Raw genomic sequence first — 19,944 nt, 5'->3', positions numbered from 1 at the left:
GATCAACGCACTATATAAAGTCAAATAATTTGTGCGTTCGTGTAATTTTATCTCTGCACCAACAAAAAAATAACGGAATAACCACGAACGCATTTATTTTGAATAATTTAGACGACAATCCTTTAACCGCATTCAGGAGTAAAGATACGTGCTTGAAGCAAGCCATTGGTAATACTGCATCAACAGATGGAACCTCTTCATCATTTCTTTTAGTTCTGCCTACTATCCGCAGGTTTATGGCAGCAGGCTCTGGTAGGCGAAACAGCGCCCGATGACTCAAACACTGCTGCAGCCCTCAATGGTTCCGGTTACAAATTTTATCGTCTTTCTGGAAAGAGAAGCTGTAATACAGCCGCTCGCCTTTGCCAAAACACTATAAATAAGACATTGCCGGACCAGCTAAAAATTAGCCGCAACACAAAATAATAAGCAATTGATTATTAATAATAATCCATATAAACACTTGCTTGAAGGGGCCGGTCATGATGAAAAAAAATTCATCAGACAGTTGTGTTAAATTTTCGCATGCACTACATTCTAGCAACCTTGGGGAAGGTTTAAATCAATATGTAACCGGTTACCACCAGTTAAAGTATAAAGCCTGACTGTGAAGTTGCACTGTTACATAAACTAGAAATACAACGGGTGTTTTGTATTGCATGCTGTGCCACTTTGTCTTAGGGGAGAAGGTGCCTGCTGTCTTGCCTTGCAACAGAGCCCGACCAGTCAACAGGACAAAGAAAGATGAACAATTCCCACAACCAGTTTAAGCGCTGCGCTCTGGCCTTAAGCATCAGCTCCGTATTGGCCATGAGTGCAGGTTATGCTCAGGCTCAGCAAGCAGAAAAAACCTCAGCCGAAGAAGCACAAATTGAAAAAATTCTGGTGCGAGGCGTCAAAGGCTCGCAAGTTGCGTCTATCAATACCAAACGTAATTCAGATCAGGTGGTTGATTCTATAGTGGCAGAAGACATAGGTAAGCTGCCGGACACTACTATTGCCGACTCCTTGCAGCGTATTAACGGCGTGCAAATCCGCCGCTCTGCAGGTGAAGGTTCTACCGTCAACGTGCGCGGTATGCCGCAGGTTGCCACATTGCTCAATGGCGAACAATTTTTAAGTGCTGGTTCTATTACTACTGTACAACCTGACTTTACTGATATTCCGTCTTCACTGATTTCAGGTGTCGATGTATTAAAGTCGCCTACGGCCAGTACCTTAGCTGGTGGTATTTCCGGCACTATTAACCTGAAAAGCCACAGACCTTTTGATTTAGAAGAGGGCTGGACTTTAGTAGCTGCCACTGAAGGCACTTATGGTTCCTACACTGAAGAAGTAGACGACAAAACCAGCATGTTCGCCGGTTACAATGGCGACAAATGGGGTGCTGCTTTTTCTGCCACTTACTCTAACTCTAACTTAGCCAATTACCGCAACGGCGCACAAAATGACGGCTGGTGGGGTTTAGCGGGTGAAGGCTGGGCATGGCCTCAGGGTGCTGCTGATGTCAATGCTGACGGTGATACCACGGACACCTTTTTCAGCTTCCAAAGCCACAGCGCTATGAACCGTTTTGTTGAACGTGAGCGCTTAGGTTTAACCACTTCATTTCAATACGAATTGTCTTCCACTTTAACTTTAACTGCCAACGTGTTTTACACCGACATGGACCAGTTTGACCGTGCTTCCGGCATAGTGGCGCATAACGCCTGGCAAAACTGGGGCTGGTTTAAACCAGATGCGGCCACTGAAGTAGCGCCAGGTTTTTATGCGTTAGAATCGGTGGATTTAGAAGCCCGTGGATTAAATGCCTATTCACGCAGCGAAGTGGATTACCGCGAATCACTGAACACCAATCTGCAACTGGATTATGACAACGGCGACAGATTTAAAGGCTCAGTGCGTTATTTACATGGCAAAGCCACAGCAGAGCGCACCAAAAACTTTGCTGATTCCTACTTAAATGACGGTTTATCTCAGGTAGGCGCAGACGCCAACTTTGGCAATGGCCCTGTGGCAGTGAACCCAGGTGGTATCAAAGGTTTACCTATTACTCAGGCCAATGGCCAGCCGCTGCTTGGCAGCAATGGTTTACCCCTGTATTACTATATTCCGGTCTCTATCGATTACCGTGGTGAACATCCGGATTGGAATATTGGGGTCGACACCGGCAATATGGCCAATTACGGCCTGGTCTCTACCTATTCAGAACACAACTCAGATGATGAAGCCAACTTAGATATTTTAAGGGCAGACGGCAGCTATGCTTTTGAGCTGGAAAACATTACCTCTGTCGATTTTGGTGTGCGTTATGCCAAACGTGATGTGACCCGTTTTACTTATGATTTAGTCTCACCTTTTACCTCCAGCGCTGGCAAAACTGTCTACGCCAAGTGGAAAGATCCAGCCTCAAGTTTGCCTGACACTGGCTTGTCTATTGCTGCTTTACAGCCATTTTCTGGTTTACCCGCAGGTTGGGTGAAACAAATCAGTGATTTTGGTCCTGTCACTGGCTTACCTTCAGCCGGTTTGTATTTTATTGATCCTAAAGTGATGGACGATGCCTTGGGTTTCCAGAATGCCTTATACGGTGGCAATGTCCGGCAGAAAAACCCGGCCGATTCTTATGATATCGAAGAGAAAACCAGCACTGTCTACACCCAGGCTAATTTTGAAGGCGATATCAGCGCTTTCGATCTGCCGTTCCGCGGTAACCTGGGGGTGCAGGTGATTAAAACACAACTGAATGTGCTACAAAATATTCTTGGCGCAACCTCAGTAGTGACAGTAGATGGTGTAGATTACGAAGGGATTTCAGGTACACCTTTATCTGATGCCGGTGATGTCATCACCGACAGAGATTACACAGACGTGCTGCCGTCTTTTAATATCTCCTTTGATTTAACAGAAGAGTTGAAGTTACGTGCTGCTTATGCCAAAACCATGACGGCGCTTAATACCGACGATTTAGGTTTGGGCCTATCTGTCACCCGTACTATAGATCCAAACAACTCCAGTTTGTTTTTAGCTCAGCAAGCTCAGTCCAATGGTAACCCTATGATGGACCCATGGCGCTCTGACAACTTTGATCTCAGTCTGGAATGGTATTTCAGTTCCAGTGGTTTATTAAGTCTGGGCGCTTTCCGTATGGATATCGAGTCTTTTATTGAAACAGGTACTGTGCTGCGCTCTGATATACCGGACTCGGATGGCGTAGTGCGTAATACGGCAGTGCCCACTCAAACCAAGCAAAATGGCCAAGGCGGCACTATTGAGGGTATCGAGTTTGGTTATCAGCAAGCCTTTGATTTCCTGCCAGATCTCTGGAGCGGTTTTGGCGTAACCTTTAATTACACTTACGCGCCAAGCGAAAGTGCCAGCAAAGATTATTATGGCGAAACTCTGCCTATTTCAGACAACTCAGAGCATTCTGCCAACTCTATCATTTGGTATGAAAAAGACGGCTTCCAGGCTCGTTTAGCGCATAACTACCGCAGCAAGCGTTTACAGTACCCTGTTAATGTCTGGGGTCAGGCCGACTTTGGTTTCTGGCAACAGCCCACTGCTTATGTGGATGCTTCTGTCAGTTATGACATTACAGACAACTTTACTGTCTTCGCTCAGGGCACCAACCTGACCGAAGAATACGAGGAAAGTTATCTGCAATGGGAAAACCTGAAGATCAATCAGAACATTTATGAGCGTCGTTATACCTTGGGTGTAAGAGCTCGTTTCTAAGCATTTAACCTGAGCCGGACTTCAGTGAAGACTTTAGTCCGGCTTGTTTTCTAGTTTGAAGAGCCGCTTAATGCATTGAACTGCTTGAGCAATTAACCAAAAAAAGAGCACACTGATGTCTAAATTACTGCAGAGTTGTTTGATTTTTATGAGCTTGATAAGCATCAACCTGATGGCAAGTGAACTCACCTTACCGGCACTTTTTGCCGATCATATGGTGCTGCAACGTGACCAGCAACTGAAAATCTGGGGCCAGGCCAAAGCAGGTGACACTGTAGAAGTGGAACTGGCACAAGGCAAAACCTCAGTGCAGGCGGACGCCAATGGCCAATGGCTGGCAACATTAAAACCTCAGCCTGCCGGCGGGCCTTATAGCCTGCTCGTAAAAACCCAAAGCCAGAGCCTTAGGTTTAACGATGTTTGGTTGGGTGAAGTCTGGGTGGCCTCGGGCCAGTCCAATATGGAATGGAAACTGGGTGCTCAAACGGAAAACTGGCAACAGGAAGTGCAAGACAGTAATTTGCCACAAATCCGGTTTTATACTTTGCCTAAAACCTTGTCTGCTTTACCCAATCAGCCTGTTCCGGCTGCCAGTTGGATTGTAGCTTCGCCTGAAACAGTGGCTGATTTCTCTGCTATTGGCTGGTTTTTTGCCAAACAAAATCATCTGCAAAAAGGCGTTGCTGTAGGTGTAATTGATGCCACCTGGGGCGGCACAGCGGCCGAAGCCTGGACTCCGGCTCAGGCGCTGCTCAATGTGCCTGGCTATGAAAAAGATGCAGCGGACATGCAAGCTCAGCCTGAAGTATGGCAACAACGCATCGAAGAGAACAAACAAAAAGACCAGCAAAAATGGCAATTGATTGCCAGCAATGCAGGTATTGAACAGCTCAAACTGGCTGAACCTGCCACAGATGACAGTCAGTGGCAAAAGGTGAGCTTACCTAATGCCAAACCCTTGAGTGATATTGTCTGGTTACGCAAAACCGTAAAACTGGAAAAAGCGCCGGCTCAAGCCTCGCTGTTTTTTGGTGATATCAATCAAATTGGCCGTATTTTTGTCAACGGTCAACAAGTGGCCGAAGAAAGCTGGGCCGACTCTACCACTGAAATTAAGTTGCCAGCAGGGCTGTTAAAAGCCGGTGACAACCTGATAGCGCTGCGGGTGATCAACAGCTGGGACAATAAAGTCTCAGTAGGCCGTGCTGGTCAGTTGTGGTTAAAAGCCGATGCAAGCCAACTCAATCTGGAAGGTGACTGGCGTTATAAAAACGACGCTGAACCTCAATTACCGGACGTAAAATTCCTGAACTGGAAACCTGGTGTACTCTTTAATGCCATGATCAAACCACTGATGCCTTACGCCGTAAAAGGGGTGATTTGGTATCAGGGCGAAAGTAACGGTGATAAACCGCAGTATTACCACAAGTTATTCAGTACCTTAATTCAAAGCTGGCGTCAGCACTGGCAACAACCTTTGCCGTTTTTATATGTGCAGCTTGCCAGTTATATGAAACCTCAGCCTTACCCTATGGAGAGTAACTGGGCAGAGTTACGTGAAGCCCAAACTAAAACTCTGGCCCTGCCACAAACCGCTATGGCGGTGATCACTGACTTAGGCGACATTGAAGACGTGCATCCACGCCGGAAAAAACCTGTAGCAGAGCGTTTGTATCTGGCGGCCCGCGCTGTGGTTTATGCTGAAGATGTGCTGTATTCAGGCCCAGTGTTAAAAAGCATCAGAGTCAGAGATTCAGGCTTCCGTTTAAGCTTTGATCAGGTTGGCACTGGCCTTTCAGTCCAAGGCGACCAGTTACTTGGCTTTGCTATTGCTGGGCATGACGGCAAATATCATAACGCTCAGGCCAAACTGCTGGGCACGGATCAGCTGCTGGTCTGGAGCGAACAAGTAAAAACACCTGTCTCCATCCGTTTTGGCTGGGCCGACTACACCTACGCCAACTTATACAACAGTGCAGGCTTACCAGCTGTGCCGTTCAGGGCTGGCGAAAAATTAAAGTCTGATACTTCAACCGGAGCCACACCATGAAATCAGTAAAAACTCTATTTGGGCTCTTGTTACTGGCGGCCTTAACCAGTTGTGGTAAAGCGCCTATGTCACAAGAAACTCTGGTCGCGACAGAAACTGCAGCGCCTTCAGCTTTTGTGCAAGTAAAAGGTAAGCAATTCCAACTGGCAGGTAAGCCCTATTATTTTGTCGGCACAAACTTTTGGTATGGCGCTTACTTGGGCGCCGCTGGCGCTAAAGGTGACAGAGCGCGTTTAATCCAAGAGCTGGATCAGTTAAAAGCTGCTGGTGTGACTAACTTAAGGGTGCTGGCGGCCTCTGAAGCCAGCGCTCTGGTGATGTCATTAAAACCTGCTATTCAGACGGCACCAGGCCAAATCGATGAAGACTTATGGCAAGGGCTGGATTTTCTGCTGGCAGAAATGGCCAAGCGCGAGATGAAAGCTGTGCTGTTTTTGAATAACTTCTGGCAGTGGTCTGGTGGCATGTCACAGTATGTGGCCTGGCAGACAGGCGAGCCTGTGCTGGACCCCGACTTAACCAAAGACTGGAATGCCTTTATGCAAAACTCGGCACGGTTTTATCGCCTGGCCGAATCGCAGGCTTTATACCGTAGCCTGATCAAGCAACTGATAGAGCGCACCAATACAGTGACTGGAGTGGCCTACAAAGCCGACCCCACTATTATGAGCTGGCAGTTAGCGAATGAACCGCGGCCAGGTAGCGGTGAGGCTGGCGCTGAAAACGCCGAAGTTTATGTGCAGTGGGTTCATGAAACAGCCCAGTTCATTAAACAACTAGCACCACAACAGCTGGTTTCGACCGGCAGTGAAGGCAGCCGTGGCGCGCTGGATGATATGAATTTGTTTATTGAAGCCCACCAGTCGCCTTTTGTGGACTACCTGACCTTTCACCTTTGGCCAAAAAACTGGCAGTGGTTTGATATCACTCAGGCGGAACAGACCTATGAGTCGGGTCTTGCAACAGCTAAAACTTATATAGAGCAACATATAGCCGTGGCCGATCAGATGAACAAGCCGCTGGTGATGGAAGAGTTTGGCATAGAAAGAGACGGCGCTGACTACAGACCCCAAGCCACTACAGTCTGGCGTGATAAGTTTTATAGCGAGTTCTTTCAGTTGATTGAAAAGGAAGCCAAAGCCGGCCGTTCTATTGCTGGCTCTAACTTTTGGACCTGGGGTGGTGCAGGACGAACTCAAAGGGCTGATTTTATTTGGCAAGCAGGCGATGACTATCTGGGCGATCCGCCACAGGAGCCGCAGGGCTTGAATTCAGTCTTTGATCAGGACCAAAGTACCATTGGTATACTGAAAGCTCATGCTGCAGCGATGAATGCGTTGTAAACAAGAGTTAACACTTTATCCAAATAGAAAAGGGCGCTTTAAGCGCCCTTTTCTATCTTCAAGCCTTTAGGCTAACTAAGCCAAAAAGGGCTGTAATGCGGAGGTGATTTCAGCAATTTTTCTGGCCAGTAAGTTAGTGTTCGCTCTGGTTTCGACATTTAGTCGCAGCAAAGGCTCAGTGTTCGACATCCGCAGATTAAAGCGCCAGTCGGCAAAACTCAGGCCTAAACCATCCAGCAGATCTACCTCTGAGGCCTGCGGCTGATACAAAGCGGCAATAGCAGCTATGGCAGCTTTTGCATCTGTGACTTTAAAATTCAGCTCGTCGCTACAAGGGAATTGCTGCTGCAACTGCTCTACTAAAGCAGATAGAGGTTGAGCTGTGGCAGACAATAAAGCCAGCATCAGCAACCAGGGAATAGTGCCGTTGTCGCAATAGGCAAAGTCACGAAAATAATGATGAGCACTGATTTCGCCACCATAAAGTGCATCTTCAGCGCGCATTTTCTCTTTGATATAAGCATGGCCGGTTTTACTGATCACAGGCACACCACCTGCAGCTTTTACTGTATGCTGAGTCGCCCAATACAGCCTCGGATCATGAATGATTTTTTCACCCGGATGTTTTAGCAATAAAGCTTTGGCCAATAAACTCACCAGATAATAACCATCGACAAACTGGCCTTGTTCATCAAAGAAGAAGCAGCGGTCAAAGTCACCATCCCAGGCGACGCCTAAATCGGCGTGACAAGCTGTAATAGCTGCACTGGTACTTAAGCGGTTTTCCACCAGCAAAGGATTAGGCACCCCATGTGGGAAAGTCCCGTCCGGATCAAACTGCAGCGGCACTATCTCTATGGGTAGCAAAGGCGCCAGCGCATTCACCACTAGCCCTGCCCCACCATTGCCTGGGTTCATCACTACTTTCAGTGGTTTTAGTGCTTTGACATCCAGGTAGGTCAACAGATGTTCCACATAAGCTGGCAAGGTATTTTGCTGTTGATACCCTGCTTTGGTGGCTGGAGCAAGAAATTCCGCGCTGGCGACCAAATCCCGAATAGCATTCAGCCCTGTGTCTGCGCTGATAGGCGCTGAGCCTTTACCAACAAACTTCATACCGTTGTAGTTGGCAGGATTGTGGCTGGCTGTAACGCAAATACCGGCATCAGCGTCCAGATGAAATACTGAAAAATACACTTGCTCAGTACCACATAAGCCTATATCAATCACATCAGCGCCGCCATCCTGTAGTCCTCGTGCCAAAGCAGCACTTAAAGACGGGCTGGATAAACGGATGTCATGACCTATAACTACAGTTTTTGGCGACAACTGTTGGCATAAAGCACGACCTATACGATAGGCCAGCCCCTCATTCAGTTGGGTCGGTACTATGCCGCGAATATCGTAAGTTTTAAAACAGTCAGTTGACCACATCAGAGTTTTCCGTTTTGCTGTGTTTGACAATAGGCCTGGGCTTCTAAGCCTGCGACCATCAGATGATAGAGTGTACTGGCTGGCGCCTCCGCCACACAAATCTGATTCTCAGCATCAAGCTGATCGATATATAAACCGGTTACATTTGAGTTCAGATAAAAACGAAACAGTAAATCTATAGCCACAGCAGCCTGCTGCTCCGCAGCCTGTTGAGCAGGCAGATCCAAGCTGGCTTTGGCCTGAGCCAGACTGGCTTTAATAAGCTCAGTCAGAGGCCAGAGTCTTTTGGTGTTTTTAACCACTTCACCACTGAGCAGTACTTCGTCGTAAATCAGCCCTGAGCTCGCTTCAAGACCCAGCTTCAGGCCATTTTGGTACAAGGTTTCGCAATAATGATCCACAGGAGTAGCCGTCAGTTGCTGATACCAGCGCAATAACCAGACCCATTCAAACATGTGCCCTGGCTCAACGATTTGGCCTTGAACTCCAGGCATTGGCTGCCATTGCTCAGTAAAGTATTCCAGTAAAATACCTTGTTGTGGGCGGAAAAACACAGTCTCAAACAAGGTGTAAATTTGTCCGGCTTTAGCCAGCCATTTGCCATCTTTGGTCGCTTGGTACAAAGCCAAAAAAGCTTCAAACAAATGCATATGAGGGTTTTGCCGACGGTAAGGGCTGCTGTAGTCCCCCTCCATCCACCCCCCTGGCGCGGCGCGGAATTGCTGCTCTATGTATTCGAGTAATTTATTAGCCTGATCCAGCGCCTGCAGATCAGAAAAACTCTGATATCTGTACGCGCAAGACAGCAGGAAAAAGGCAAAATCATAGGCATCCAGTTTTTGATCCAACTGCTGGCCGGCAGAGTTCAGGCTGTGCACATAACCTGCGGCAGTACTGTGTTTTTTTGCGTGCTGATTTAAAAACTGCTGTATAGCTGCCACTTTTTCCAGTGCATCAGGTAACCAGCCTTGCTGATAAGCGGCTGCAAACACAAAGATTTGCCTGGCCTGCACCCTACTTCTGAACACAGCGCTGAGATCTGGCTGATGCTCAGCATTAAATTTTTCGTACACAGCGCCCGTTTTTGGATTAATACCTCGCTGGCTCCAGAATGGCAGCGCCGAGTTTTTCAGCCAGGCAGTGAATTTCTGGCTTTGCATCAGTAACGACAACATGTAGGAACACCTGAAACAAGATGCCAGCACAGTATTTTTAGGTCTGCTTGGGGAAGTCCGGCCAATACAGTGCTGACAAAACTAAAGTTGCCTAAAATGTAACTGGTTACATTGCGCTTTGCAAATTGATTTTCAGCAGAGTACAAGCTGATTTCAGAGTTTAATTCTGCTGTTGTGGTGCTGGCCCAGTACTTTGGCGAATGACAAATTCGTAAGGTAAAACAAACTCTGTGCTGCCCTCATGAGTACCGTCCAGTAGCTGGAACAACAACTCTGCGGCCTTTTCACCTATTTTACCTGCAGGTTGAGCTATGGTGGTTAATGCAGGATCACTGTATTTGGCAAACTCCAGATCGTCAAAACCTGTGACAGAAATATCTTCTGGTACTCTGAATCCTTTACTTTTCAATCCCTTAATCGCACCAATGGCCATTTCATCATTCATGCAAAACAGCGCAGTTGGTGGGGTTGGCATCCGGCTGAAATGACCAGATGCATTCAAACCTGACCACAAGGTAAAGTCGCCTTCCGTCACTAAAGCCGGGTCAAATTCGATACCGGCTTCAGCCAAAGCTGCTTTGTAACCCCGCATTCGATCTATAGCGTGCGGGTTGTCTTTTAAGCCTGAAATCATACCAATACGTTTGTGTCCGAGCGAAATCAGATACCGCATCACTTCTTGTGCAGCAGCAACATTGTCGATACGCACTGTAGGGTAAGGTGTATTTTCACAACCGCTGGCATTCACTGCTGTGACATGGGCTTTAGGCAATAAACTGTTGTTGGCTTTGTAAGGCCGTAACTGGATTAAACCATCAGCCTGGCGGGTCTCTACTAAATGGACAAATTCTTGCTCACGCTGCATAGAATCGCGGGTATCGCCGAGCAAGACGTTAAAACCGCGTTTTTGTGCCACGTTTTCAATACCACTGATCACTGTGGAGAAAAACAAATTAGCTATATTAGGCACCAGCACTACTATGCTGTTGGCGCTGTTGTAGCGGAATTTCTGCGACAACATATTGGGCCTGTATTGCAGCTTTTCTATCGCAGCCTGCACTCGCTTCAGGCTTTCTGGGGACACTTTCTCCGGTGTACTCAAAGCCCGGGATACTGTAGCTATAGATAGACCTGCCTGTTTGGATACATCGCGGATAGTAGACATGGAAACGAACCTTAGTGACTGATTTATTTGCATTTTTCAGCATTGTTATTTTTTTATACCCAATACAATTGGAGTTGCAGTATGGCGACAAAAGCGCAAAACCCTATCAAGATAGTCTGGCAATGCGATCAAGGCTAGAGCATGTTGACGTTTCAGGGGTATTTTTGCAGCAGTCTGGTCGTTTTTTACGCAATGCCGTTCGAGTACAGTGTAGTGACTCTACATAAACCAGTGCTAACCCAGTAAAAGGGACGACAAGAACCAACAAAATTTAATCTCGAAACGTCTACAGGCTCTACAACAAAACGACAGCTTCAAGAGCGGTGGGACATTTTACACAAAGCGTTATAGGCCAGCACAGAAATAAACGCAAATAACAGCTTGCCAACTGAGCATAAAAAGGTAAACTCAGACGACAACAGTAACCGGTTACACTCATTTTCAGGTGCCAGTTGCTGTTAAAATAAAGGATATAACAGGCCTGCTGGCTGCTCAGTCAGCAGCAAAGGCCGGACAAGTCAACAGAGACGAATAACAGATGAATTTAGCTCCTATAGATATTGCCATAGTGCTGGCTTATATTGCCCTGTCGCTATGGATCGGCTTTTGGATTGCCAATAAAGCCAACAAGGATATGCAAAGTTACTTCCTCGGTGGTAATAAAATGCCCTGGTATTATCTGGGCTTGTCGAATGCTTCAGGTATGTTTGATATCAGCGGCACCATGTGGATGGTGTATCTGCTATTTATTTATGGTTTGAAAAGCGTGTTTATCCCCTGGCTCTGGCCTGCTTTTAATCAAATTTTCCTGATGGTGTTTTTGTCGATCTGGCTGCGCCGCTCTGGCGTGATGACAGGCGCTGAATGGATCACCTTCCGCTTTGGTAACAGCAGAGGCGCCCAGTGGAGCCATTTAATCGTAGTGCTGTTTGCACTATTAAGCGTGATTGGCTTTCTGGCTTATGGTTTTATCGGCATAGGTAAATTTGCCGCCGCCTTTTTGCCATGGCAACTGTCGGCTGATGCTCATAGCAACGAAGTGTTGTACGGTTTAATCATCACCTTAATCACCACAGCTTATGTGGTCAAAGGGGGCATGTTCAGTGTAGTGATCACTGAGGTGGTGCAGTTTATTATTATGACTTTCGCCTGTATCGCTATAGGTATCATTGCCATGATGCAGGTATCGCCGGAGATGCTTGCTGCCGCTGTGCCTGAAGGCTGGCATAGCCTGGCTTTTGGCTGGAACCTGGAGCTGGATTGGTCAGAGCTACTGGCATCGGCCAATCAGAAAATAGTAGAAGATGGCTGGTCATTGTTTTCAGTGTTTTTTATGCTGGTACTGTTTAAAGGCTTTTTACAAAGCATGGCAGGCCCTGCACCTAACTATGATATGCAGCGGGTGTTATCGGCTAAAACTCCGGTGGAAGCAGCTAAAATGAGCTGGGTTGTGAATGTGGTACTGCTGTTTCCACGTTATATGATGATCACAGGTTTAGCTGTATTGGCTCTGGTATTTTTCCGCGATGAACTCAATGCGATGGGCCCGAATGTCGACTTTGAACAAATTCTGCCTTTTGCCTTGGTCAACTATATTCCGGCTGGTTTGTTAGGTTTGGTCATAGCGGGTTTACTGGCGACTTTTATGTCGACCTTTGCCGCTACTGTCAACGCAGCCCCTGCTTATCTGGTGAACGACATCTATAAAAAGTACGTCAATGCCAATGCCGCGCCTAAAACTTATGTCAAACTCAGTTACTTAGTTTCGGTATTATTCGTGCTGATTGGTACTGCCATAGGCCTGTTTATTCCATCGCTGAATGAACTGATTTTATGGCTGGTTTCAGCTTTGTACGGTGGTTACACCGCAGCCAACTTACTGAAATGGTACTGGTGGCGCTTTAACGGCTATGGTTATTTCTTTGGTATGCTGGCTGGTATTGTCACTGCTATTCCTATGATGTTTACCTCAGTGTCACCTCTGTATGCCTTCCCTGCGCTCTTTGCATTTTGTTTGCTGACCTGCGTAGTGGCAAGCTTATTGACACCAGCAGATGAAATGGCGGTGTTAAAAGAATTCTATCGTAAAACCAGACCCTGGGGTTTCTGGGCTCCGGTTCTGGCTGAACTGCAAAAAGACAATGCCGCTATTGTGCCTAACCGTGATTTTGGTCGTGATATGGCCAATGTCTGTGTTGGCATTGTCTGGCATACCAGTTTAACAGCAGCACCTATTTTTATGGTGATCCAGCAATGGCAAGCTTTTGCTGGTGCCATGCTGGTAGCGGCTCTGACCAGTATTTTCCTGAAGTACCACTGGTGGGATCATTTACGCGACCATCCTGACGATCGGCCTGTAGTTTCGGACCTATCAGGCGAAATCGTTACTCATAAATAAAAAATCATCATCTTAAGTTGAGTATTCTATGCTCAACTTAAGATAAACATGTAACCGGTTCCCAATGACAGAGATATTGGGAGCTCAGAAACAACAAAACATCAGCTATACATTTGGAAAGGGTGAACAGTTCCCATGACTTTTAAGCAAAACGTAGCACAATTATTTGCAGAGCATCAAAAATTAGTCTCTTTACCTAACCAGCCTGTCGCCACAGGTAACGGTATTTATCGCCGCTGGCACAATCCTATTTTAACTGCAGCTCATGCACCTTTAACCTGGCGTTATGACTTTAACGAACAACGTAATCCTTTGTTGCTGGAGCGCAATGGCATCAATGCCACTTTTAACGCTGGTGCCATCCATTGGCAGGGTAAATACCTGCTGATGGTGCGGGTGGAAGCCAACGACCGTAAATCTTTTTTTGCTGTGGCTGAAAGCGCCAATGGCGTGGATAACTTTGTGTTCTGGCCTAAGCCCGTCACTATGCCGGAAACTGACAGGCCAGACACCAACGTCTACGATATGCGTTTGACGGCTCATGCCGATGGTTATATCTATGGTTTGTTTTGTACTGAGCGTAAAGATTTAAGCCGGCCTAATGATACCTCCGCAGCTGAAGCTCAGTGTGGCATTGCCCGTACCAAAGATTTAGTCAATTGGGAACGTTTACCGGATTTAGTCACTTATTCAGGCCAGCAGCGCAATGTGGTATTGCACCCGGAATTTGTCGATGGCAAATATGCCTTATACACCAGACCCCAAGATGGTTTTATCAGTGTTGGCAGTGGCGGCGGTGTCGGCTGGGGTTTAACAGACTCTATGGTCAATGCCGAAGTGAAGCAAGAACAGATCGTAGACCCTAAGGTGTATCACGCTATTCATGAAGTGAAAAACGGCCAGGGCCCTGCCCCCATCAAAACCGACCAAGGTTGGCTGCATTTAGCTCATGCGGTACGTAACACGGCGGCAGGTTTACGTTATGTGCTTTATGTCTTTATGACCGACTTAGACAAACCCTGGCTGGTGACCCACAGACCAGCAGGTCATTTTATTGCCCCTGAAGGCGCAGAGCGGGTGGGCGACGTATCAAACGTGACCTTCAGTAACGGCTGGATAGTAAACGAAAACAACGAAGTTTTTATTTATTACGCCTCATCCGATACCCGTATGCATGTTGCCACCAGCACAGTGGCGCAACTGGTCGATTACGCTATCAATACACCGGAAGACGGTTATCGCTCCGCCTTAACAGTGCAGCGCATCAATGCGTTGGTCGACGGCAATGAGCAGGCTTTAAAGGATTTAGGCTTATGATCCAGACCTTGCCTCTGACGGCGCCGCATTGCCGGGCGCACTGCGCAACTATTGCGCGTTGGTGGGCCGATCATGCAGTAGACCCGGCCGGAGGCTTTTATGGTCAAATCAATGATGATGGCAGCGTCGAAGTCAATGCCAATAAAGGCATTATCCTGAATACCCGTATTTTGTGGTTTTTCAGCGAAGCCGCCGTTTTTCTCGATTCGGCAGAATGTAAAGCGCTGGCAAGCCGGGCTTATCATTACCTGCTGGAGCATTTTGACGACAAAACTGCAGGTGGCGTGTTTTGGGAGTTGGATGCCCAGGGCCAGCTGGTCAATGGTAAAAAACAAACCTACGCCCAGTCTTTTGCCATTTATGCCTTGTGTGCTTACTACAAGGCCACAGGCGAGCAGGCTGCTTTGGATAAAGCACTAAGCTATTTTCAGCTGCTGGAGCAATACAGCTGGGATCAGCAACAACTGGGTTACCTGGAGGCCTTTTCACAACACTGGCAGGCACTGCAGGATTTGCGCTTAAGCGACAAAGATTTAAATTATCCTAAAACCATGAATACCCATTTGCATGTGCTGGAAGCTTATACCGCTTTGTATTTGCAGCATAAAACCTCTGCAGTGCAGCAAGCGTTAGAGCGGCTGACGCTGCTGTTTGCCGAGCGTATCGTCAATGCCAGCAATGGCCATTTACGGCTTTTTATGGATCTGGACTGGGCCGATCATTCGCCTTTTTATTCTTATGGCCATGATATTGAAGCCAGCTGGTTACTCTGGGAAGCGCTGCGCGCTTTGGACGATCACCGCTTACTGCAGATATACCGGCCTTTGGTGCTGCAGATGGCCGATGTAGCCTTGCAGCAAGGCTTATGCGCAGACGGCCATCTGGCCGATGAGTGGCATCTGGCCACGCAACAGCAGCACCAGCAAAGCTGCTGGTGGGTGCAGGCTGAAGCCTTAGTGGGCTTTTTAACCGCCTGGCGTTTAACGGGTGATATCGGCTATTTCAGTGTGGCTGAAGGGCTTTGGGCTTATATTCAGCGCGAACATATAGACGCTGTAGGCGGCGAATGGCACTGGCTGGCGGCATCGGATCCGGACCGGGCTACCCACTACAAAGTAGGTTTCTGGAAAGGACCTTACCACAGTGGTCGCGCCATGATGGAAGCGGCATTGCTGCTGGAGCAATCTCACTAAACAATCTTATGGTAAAAAGGAGTAAGCATGCATCGTTGGTTGATCAGTCTGCTGTTGTGTATCAGTACCAGTCCTGTCGTAGCTTTTGACCACTTTATCAGCCGTCAGGGTCACCAATTACTGGATGGTACAGAAGAATTCCGATTTGCCGGCTTGCATGCGCCTGAGCTGCATCGATTAGAAGACGATGCCCGTGGTGTTTGCGCTGCCGACCCACGGGGCTGGGGCCAATACTTTAACTGGCCTACGGCTGAAGAGCAGGAAAACTGGTTTCAAGCCTTAAGTTTTACTGGCCATAAAGCCATGCGGATTTATGTGCTGTCTGTGGCGCATCCGGCCGATGCCGCCTGTGGCCGTGAAACTCATATTTTGCCACCGGCCACTGCAGGCGGCATGCCTGTGCTGAACGAAAAAGCCATGCTGGTGTATGACCGCATGATAGCGCTGGCTGAACAGTATCAAATCCGGCTTATTTTACCTTTTATCGACCACTGGGACTGGTGGGGTGGCCGGGCTCAGTTAGCGGCTTTTTATGGCGAAACGGCCGATGATTTTTACCGTACAGACAGCCGTACTTATCAGGCCTATCTGGATATTATCCGTCAGGTGATCCAGCGCAAAAACAGCATCACGGGCCGTTTGTATGCGGAAGAAAAAGCCATTATGGCCTGGGAAACCGGCAATGAACTGAAAGACAGCACAGCTGAATTTGTGCAAAAAACTGTGGCTCAAATCAAAAAATATGCGCCTCATCAGCTAACGGTCGACGGCACTTATTTAAAGATTATTCCAGAGTCTCTGACCAACCCGCAAGTCGATATTATCTCCAACCATTTTTACACCACCAACAACAATAACAACCCAGAGCAAGTGAGCAAAGATCTGGCGGCTATTGGCGGGAAAAAGGTGTATCTGATTGGTGAATTTGGCTTAACCGACAGCAAAAATATCGCTGCTATTCTGCAGGCGGCGGTGCAGAGTGAAGTGAAAGGCGCGAAAACAGCAGGCGTTTTTGTCTGGGGCTGGCGTGGTCAGCGCCACAATGGTGGTTTTTATTACCACAAAGAATACACAGGTCATTACAGCTACCGTTTGCCTGGTTTTGCGGAGGCTGCTTTTAATGATGAGCAACAGGTCGTAAATTTAGTCCGCCAGGCGCAAGCCAGGTTGGCGGGCAAGGCTAAACCTGATGCTTTACCTCTGCCTTTGGCGCCTAAGCTCAGAGCCATTACAGATCCTATGAATATCCAATGGCTGGGCGCCGCTGTAGCCCGCTATTACCGCATCGAAAGAGCCAGTTCAGCACAAGGACCATGGCAGCTATTAGCTGACAAAGTCTCAAATGCCAAACTGCCGTTTGACCCGGCCAAAGATAGGATTTTTTCCGATCCGACTGCATTAAAACAACAAGGCCCAGTGTATTACCGTGTGATAGCGGTGAACGAAACAGGCCAGTCAGCACAGTCCAACATCCAAAGCTGGACCAGCGCTGCAGCACTCTAATAAAAGTAACAAGGATATATAAGATGAACAGAACTTCGCTGTTGCTGAGCTTAGTGGCTTTGGCCGCCACAGCATCGCAGGCGGCAGACAGCTGGCCAAAAGCCCAGTCGCCACTGAAAGCGGATCCGGCGCTGGAACAAAAAATTAATCAGCTGCTGGGTAAAATGACGGCTGAAGAAAAAGTCGGCCAGCTGATCCAGCCGGAAATTAAACATCTGACGCCGGCTGATGTTCGCAAATTTCATATTGGCTCAGTACTGAATGGCGGCGGCTCAGTACCACAAGGCATCAAACAGCATAAAGCCAGCGACTGGGTGAAGATGGCCGATTCCTATTATCAGGCTTCCATGGATGCTTCCGATGGTTTTGCTGCCATTCCTATTGCCTGGGGCACGGATGCTGTGCACGGTGTTGGTAACTTGTATGGCGCCACTTTATACCCGCACAATATTGCCTTAGGTGCGACACGCAACCCTGAACTGATCCGGAAAATTGGTGCAGCCACAGCGGCAGAACTTGCAGCTACGGGGCTGGACTGGAACTTTGCTCCTACAGTGGCCGTGGCGCAGGATGACAGATGGGGCCGCACTTACGAGTCTTATGCGGAGCAGCCAGAGCTGGTGGCCTCTTATGCCGCCGCTTTAGTGGAAGGTTTGCAAGGCAAAGCCAACAGCATTGGCTGGTTTGGCGCTGGCCAGGTGATTTCGACCGCTAAACATTTTATTGGTGATGGCGCTACCTTGGATGGCATAGACCGCGGTGATGCGGTGATCGGCGAGCAGCAATTGCGCGAGCGCCATGCCGCTGGTTACTACAGCGCTATAGCAGCTGGTGTGCAGTCCATTATGGCGTCTTTTAACAGCTGGCAAGGGGAGCGTTTGCATGGTCACCGCTATCTGTTAACCGAAGTGCTGAAAAACCAGATGGCTTTCGACGGTCTGGTGATAGGTGACTGGGACGGCCATAGTTTTGTCAGCGGCTGTAGCCCAGTCAGCTGCCCGGCTTCTATCAATGCCGGTGTCGATATTCTGATGGCACCTAATGCCAACTGGAAAGAGCTGTATGCCAATACCCTGGCTCAGGTGAAATCAGGTGAAATTCCAGCGGCACGACTGGATGATGCTGTGCGGCGTATTTTGCGAGTCAAGTTCCGCTCAGGTTTATTTAACAAAGGCTTACCGTCCAGCCGAGCCCTGGCAGGCCAGCAGCAACTGATAGGATCGGCTGAGCACAGAGCTGTTGCTCGTCAGGCGGTGCGTGAGTCTTTGGTGTTACTGAAAAACCAAGGGCAGTTATTGCCTTTAGCACCACAAGCTAAAATCCTGCTGACAGGAGATGGCGCAGACAATATAGGCAAACAAACCGCAGGCTGGAGTTTAAGCTGGCAAGGCACAGGCAACAGCAACAGCGATTTCCCGGGCGCTACTTCTATTTATCAGGGCATGGCCGCTGCTGTGACTGCAGCTGGGGGTCAAATCGAGTTAAGTAAAGACGCCAGCTTTAAACAAAAACCTGACGTCGCAGTCGTGGTCTTTGGTGAAGAACCTTATGCCGAAATGCAGGGTGACACCCAGAATCTGCTGTATAAAAACGGCGACGACACAGACCTCAAATTACTGAAGCAACTTAAAGCTCAGGGTATTCCTGTGGTTGCTTTGTTTATTACAGGCAGGCCTTTATGGCTGAACCGTGAACTGAACGCAGCAGACGCCTTTATGGTGGCCTGGCAACCTGGTACCGAAGGTGCTGGTGTGGCCGATGTGATCTTCAAAGCCAAAGATGGTTCAGTGCCTTACCCTGTCAAAGGCAAGTTGTCGTTCTCCTGGCCAGCTACAGTGGAGCAACTGGTGCTGAATAAAGCTGACGCCAACTACCAGCCGCTATTCGCCTATGGCTATGGCTTGAGTTACGGCGAACAGGACAAGCTCAGCACAGCTTTGCCTGAAGTGATGCCAAAAGCCAAAGTGTCACAAGATCAACTGGCGTTATTTAAGCGCCGGCCTTTAGCGCCATGGCAAGTGCAAGTGATAGGCTCGGAAAATAACAGAGCTTTAATGACAGGCCAAAGCATCAGTGTCGATTCCATTAGTGTCAAAGCTGTGGATTATCAGGTGCAGGAAGATGCCCGCGAAGTCAGTTGGAATGGCAAAGGGTTAGGCGCAGTGATGCTGGCCAGTCAAAACCGTCAGGATTTATCTGCCTACTGGCGTGACGGCGCTGTGCTGAAATTTAAACTGAATGTCAGCGCAGCCCCAACTGCTGCAGCTTTTGTCGCTATAGGCTGTGGCCCTTCCTGCTTATCAAAAGTGGATATCACGGCTGAGCTTAAGCAACGCGCCGGTAAAGGCTGGCAAGATTTTGCGGTAGCGCTGAACTGTTTCCCGGACGCAGGCTCGGATTTTGGTTTAGCCCAGCCGCCTGCAGCGCTGTTTAAACTGGTGCTGGAACCTTTTGGTTTGCAAAGCAGCGGTAGTTTAAAGCTAAGTTTTGCTGATGTTGAGCTGAGCAAAACCCATAAAGCAGATAAAAACTGCGCAGCGCTTTAAGTTGTGGGGTTAAGGGGTCTGGCTAGGGGTCTGGCACCACGCTGCCTGACCCCACTGTGAGGATTACTGGATTTAAGGATAA

11 protein-coding genes are annotated in these 19,944 nt (G+C 48.2%); 8 read left to right on the top strand and 3 right to left on the bottom strand.

Features of this window, described 5'->3' with window-relative positions; all coding sequences use genetic code 11:
* Positions 1-744: 744 nt before the first annotated feature.
* The 3 genes from EMM73_RS11240 (at position 745) to EMM73_RS11230 (ending at position 7,131) form a co-directional block, all read left to right on the top strand.
* Positions 745-3,738: a TonB-dependent receptor gene (locus EMM73_RS11240; RefSeq protein WP_127686528.1), complete on the top strand. Its 2,994-nt coding sequence runs from the start codon at positions 745-747 to the stop codon at positions 3,736-3,738.
* 115 nt (positions 3,739-3,853) lie between these two features.
* Complete coding sequence (locus EMM73_RS11235) at positions 3,854-5,788, top strand: sialate O-acetylesterase (RefSeq protein ID WP_127686527.1); 1,935 nt, start codon at positions 3,854-3,856, stop codon at positions 5,786-5,788.
* Positions 5,785-7,131: a glycoside hydrolase 5 family protein gene (locus tag EMM73_RS11230; protein WP_222422649.1), complete on the top strand. Its 1,347-nt coding sequence runs from the start codon at positions 5,785-5,787 to the stop codon at positions 7,129-7,131. The genes EMM73_RS11235 and EMM73_RS11230 overlap by 4 nt, the downstream gene beginning before the upstream one ends.
* Before the next feature lie 75 nt (positions 7,132-7,206).
* Here EMM73_RS11230 and EMM73_RS11225 read toward each other — a convergent pair whose 3' ends face one another.
* From EMM73_RS11225 to EMM73_RS11215, 3 genes are all read right to left on the bottom strand, one after another.
* Entirely contained in the window at positions 7,207-8,565 is a 1,359-nt protein-coding gene (locus tag EMM73_RS11225; RefSeq protein WP_127686526.1) for a phosphohexomutase domain-containing protein, read from the bottom strand.
* Positions 8,565-9,740 (bottom strand): AGE family epimerase/isomerase, encoded by a 1,176-nt coding sequence (locus EMM73_RS11220; RefSeq protein WP_127686525.1) that lies wholly within the window; start codon positions 9,738-9,740, stop codon positions 8,565-8,567. The genes EMM73_RS11225 and EMM73_RS11220 overlap by 1 nt, the downstream gene beginning before the upstream one ends.
* 160 nt (positions 9,741-9,900) lie before the next feature.
* Entirely contained in the window at positions 9,901-10,905 is a 1,005-nt protein-coding gene (locus EMM73_RS11215) for a LacI family DNA-binding transcriptional regulator (RefSeq protein WP_127686524.1), read from the bottom strand.
* Between the two features lie 538 nt (positions 10,906-11,443).
* On the opposite strand from EMM73_RS11215, the gene EMM73_RS11210 reads away from it, so the two are divergent.
* The 5 genes from EMM73_RS11210 (at position 11,444) to EMM73_RS11190 (ending at position 19,862) form a co-directional block, all read left to right on the top strand.
* Positions 11,444-13,303: a sodium:solute symporter family protein gene (locus EMM73_RS11210; protein ID WP_127686523.1), complete on the top strand. Its 1,860-nt coding sequence runs from the start codon at positions 11,444-11,446 to the stop codon at positions 13,301-13,303.
* 135 nt (positions 13,304-13,438) lie between these two features.
* Positions 13,439-14,620, top strand: coding sequence for a glycoside hydrolase family 130 protein (locus EMM73_RS11205; RefSeq protein WP_127686522.1), 1,182 nt, complete (start codon positions 13,439-13,441; stop codon positions 14,618-14,620).
* Positions 14,617-15,813 (top strand): AGE family epimerase/isomerase, encoded by a 1,197-nt coding sequence (locus tag EMM73_RS11200; protein ID WP_127686521.1) that lies wholly within the window; start codon positions 14,617-14,619, stop codon positions 15,811-15,813. The genes EMM73_RS11205 and EMM73_RS11200 overlap by 4 nt, the downstream gene beginning before the upstream one ends.
* Before the next feature lie 27 nt (positions 15,814-15,840).
* The gene (locus tag EMM73_RS11195; RefSeq protein WP_127686520.1) at positions 15,841-17,316 is read left to right on the top strand and encodes a glycoside hydrolase 5 family protein; all 1,476 of its coding nucleotides are present in this window, start codon (positions 15,841-15,843) and stop codon (positions 17,314-17,316) included.
* Between the two features lie 23 nt (positions 17,317-17,339).
* The gene (locus EMM73_RS11190) at positions 17,340-19,862 is read left to right on the top strand and encodes a glycoside hydrolase family 3 protein (protein ID WP_127686519.1); all 2,523 of its coding nucleotides are present in this window, start codon (positions 17,340-17,342) and stop codon (positions 19,860-19,862) included.
* Positions 19,863-19,944: the final 82 nt, after the last annotated feature.

It is taken from the genome of Rheinheimera sediminis (assembly GCF_004005375.1).
In the GTDB taxonomy this organism is placed as follows: Bacteria; Pseudomonadota; Gammaproteobacteria; order Enterobacterales; family Alteromonadaceae; genus Pararheinheimera.
Note: the sequence above shows the minus strand (reverse complement) of the source record. Positions and strands in the feature narration are given on the sequence as shown.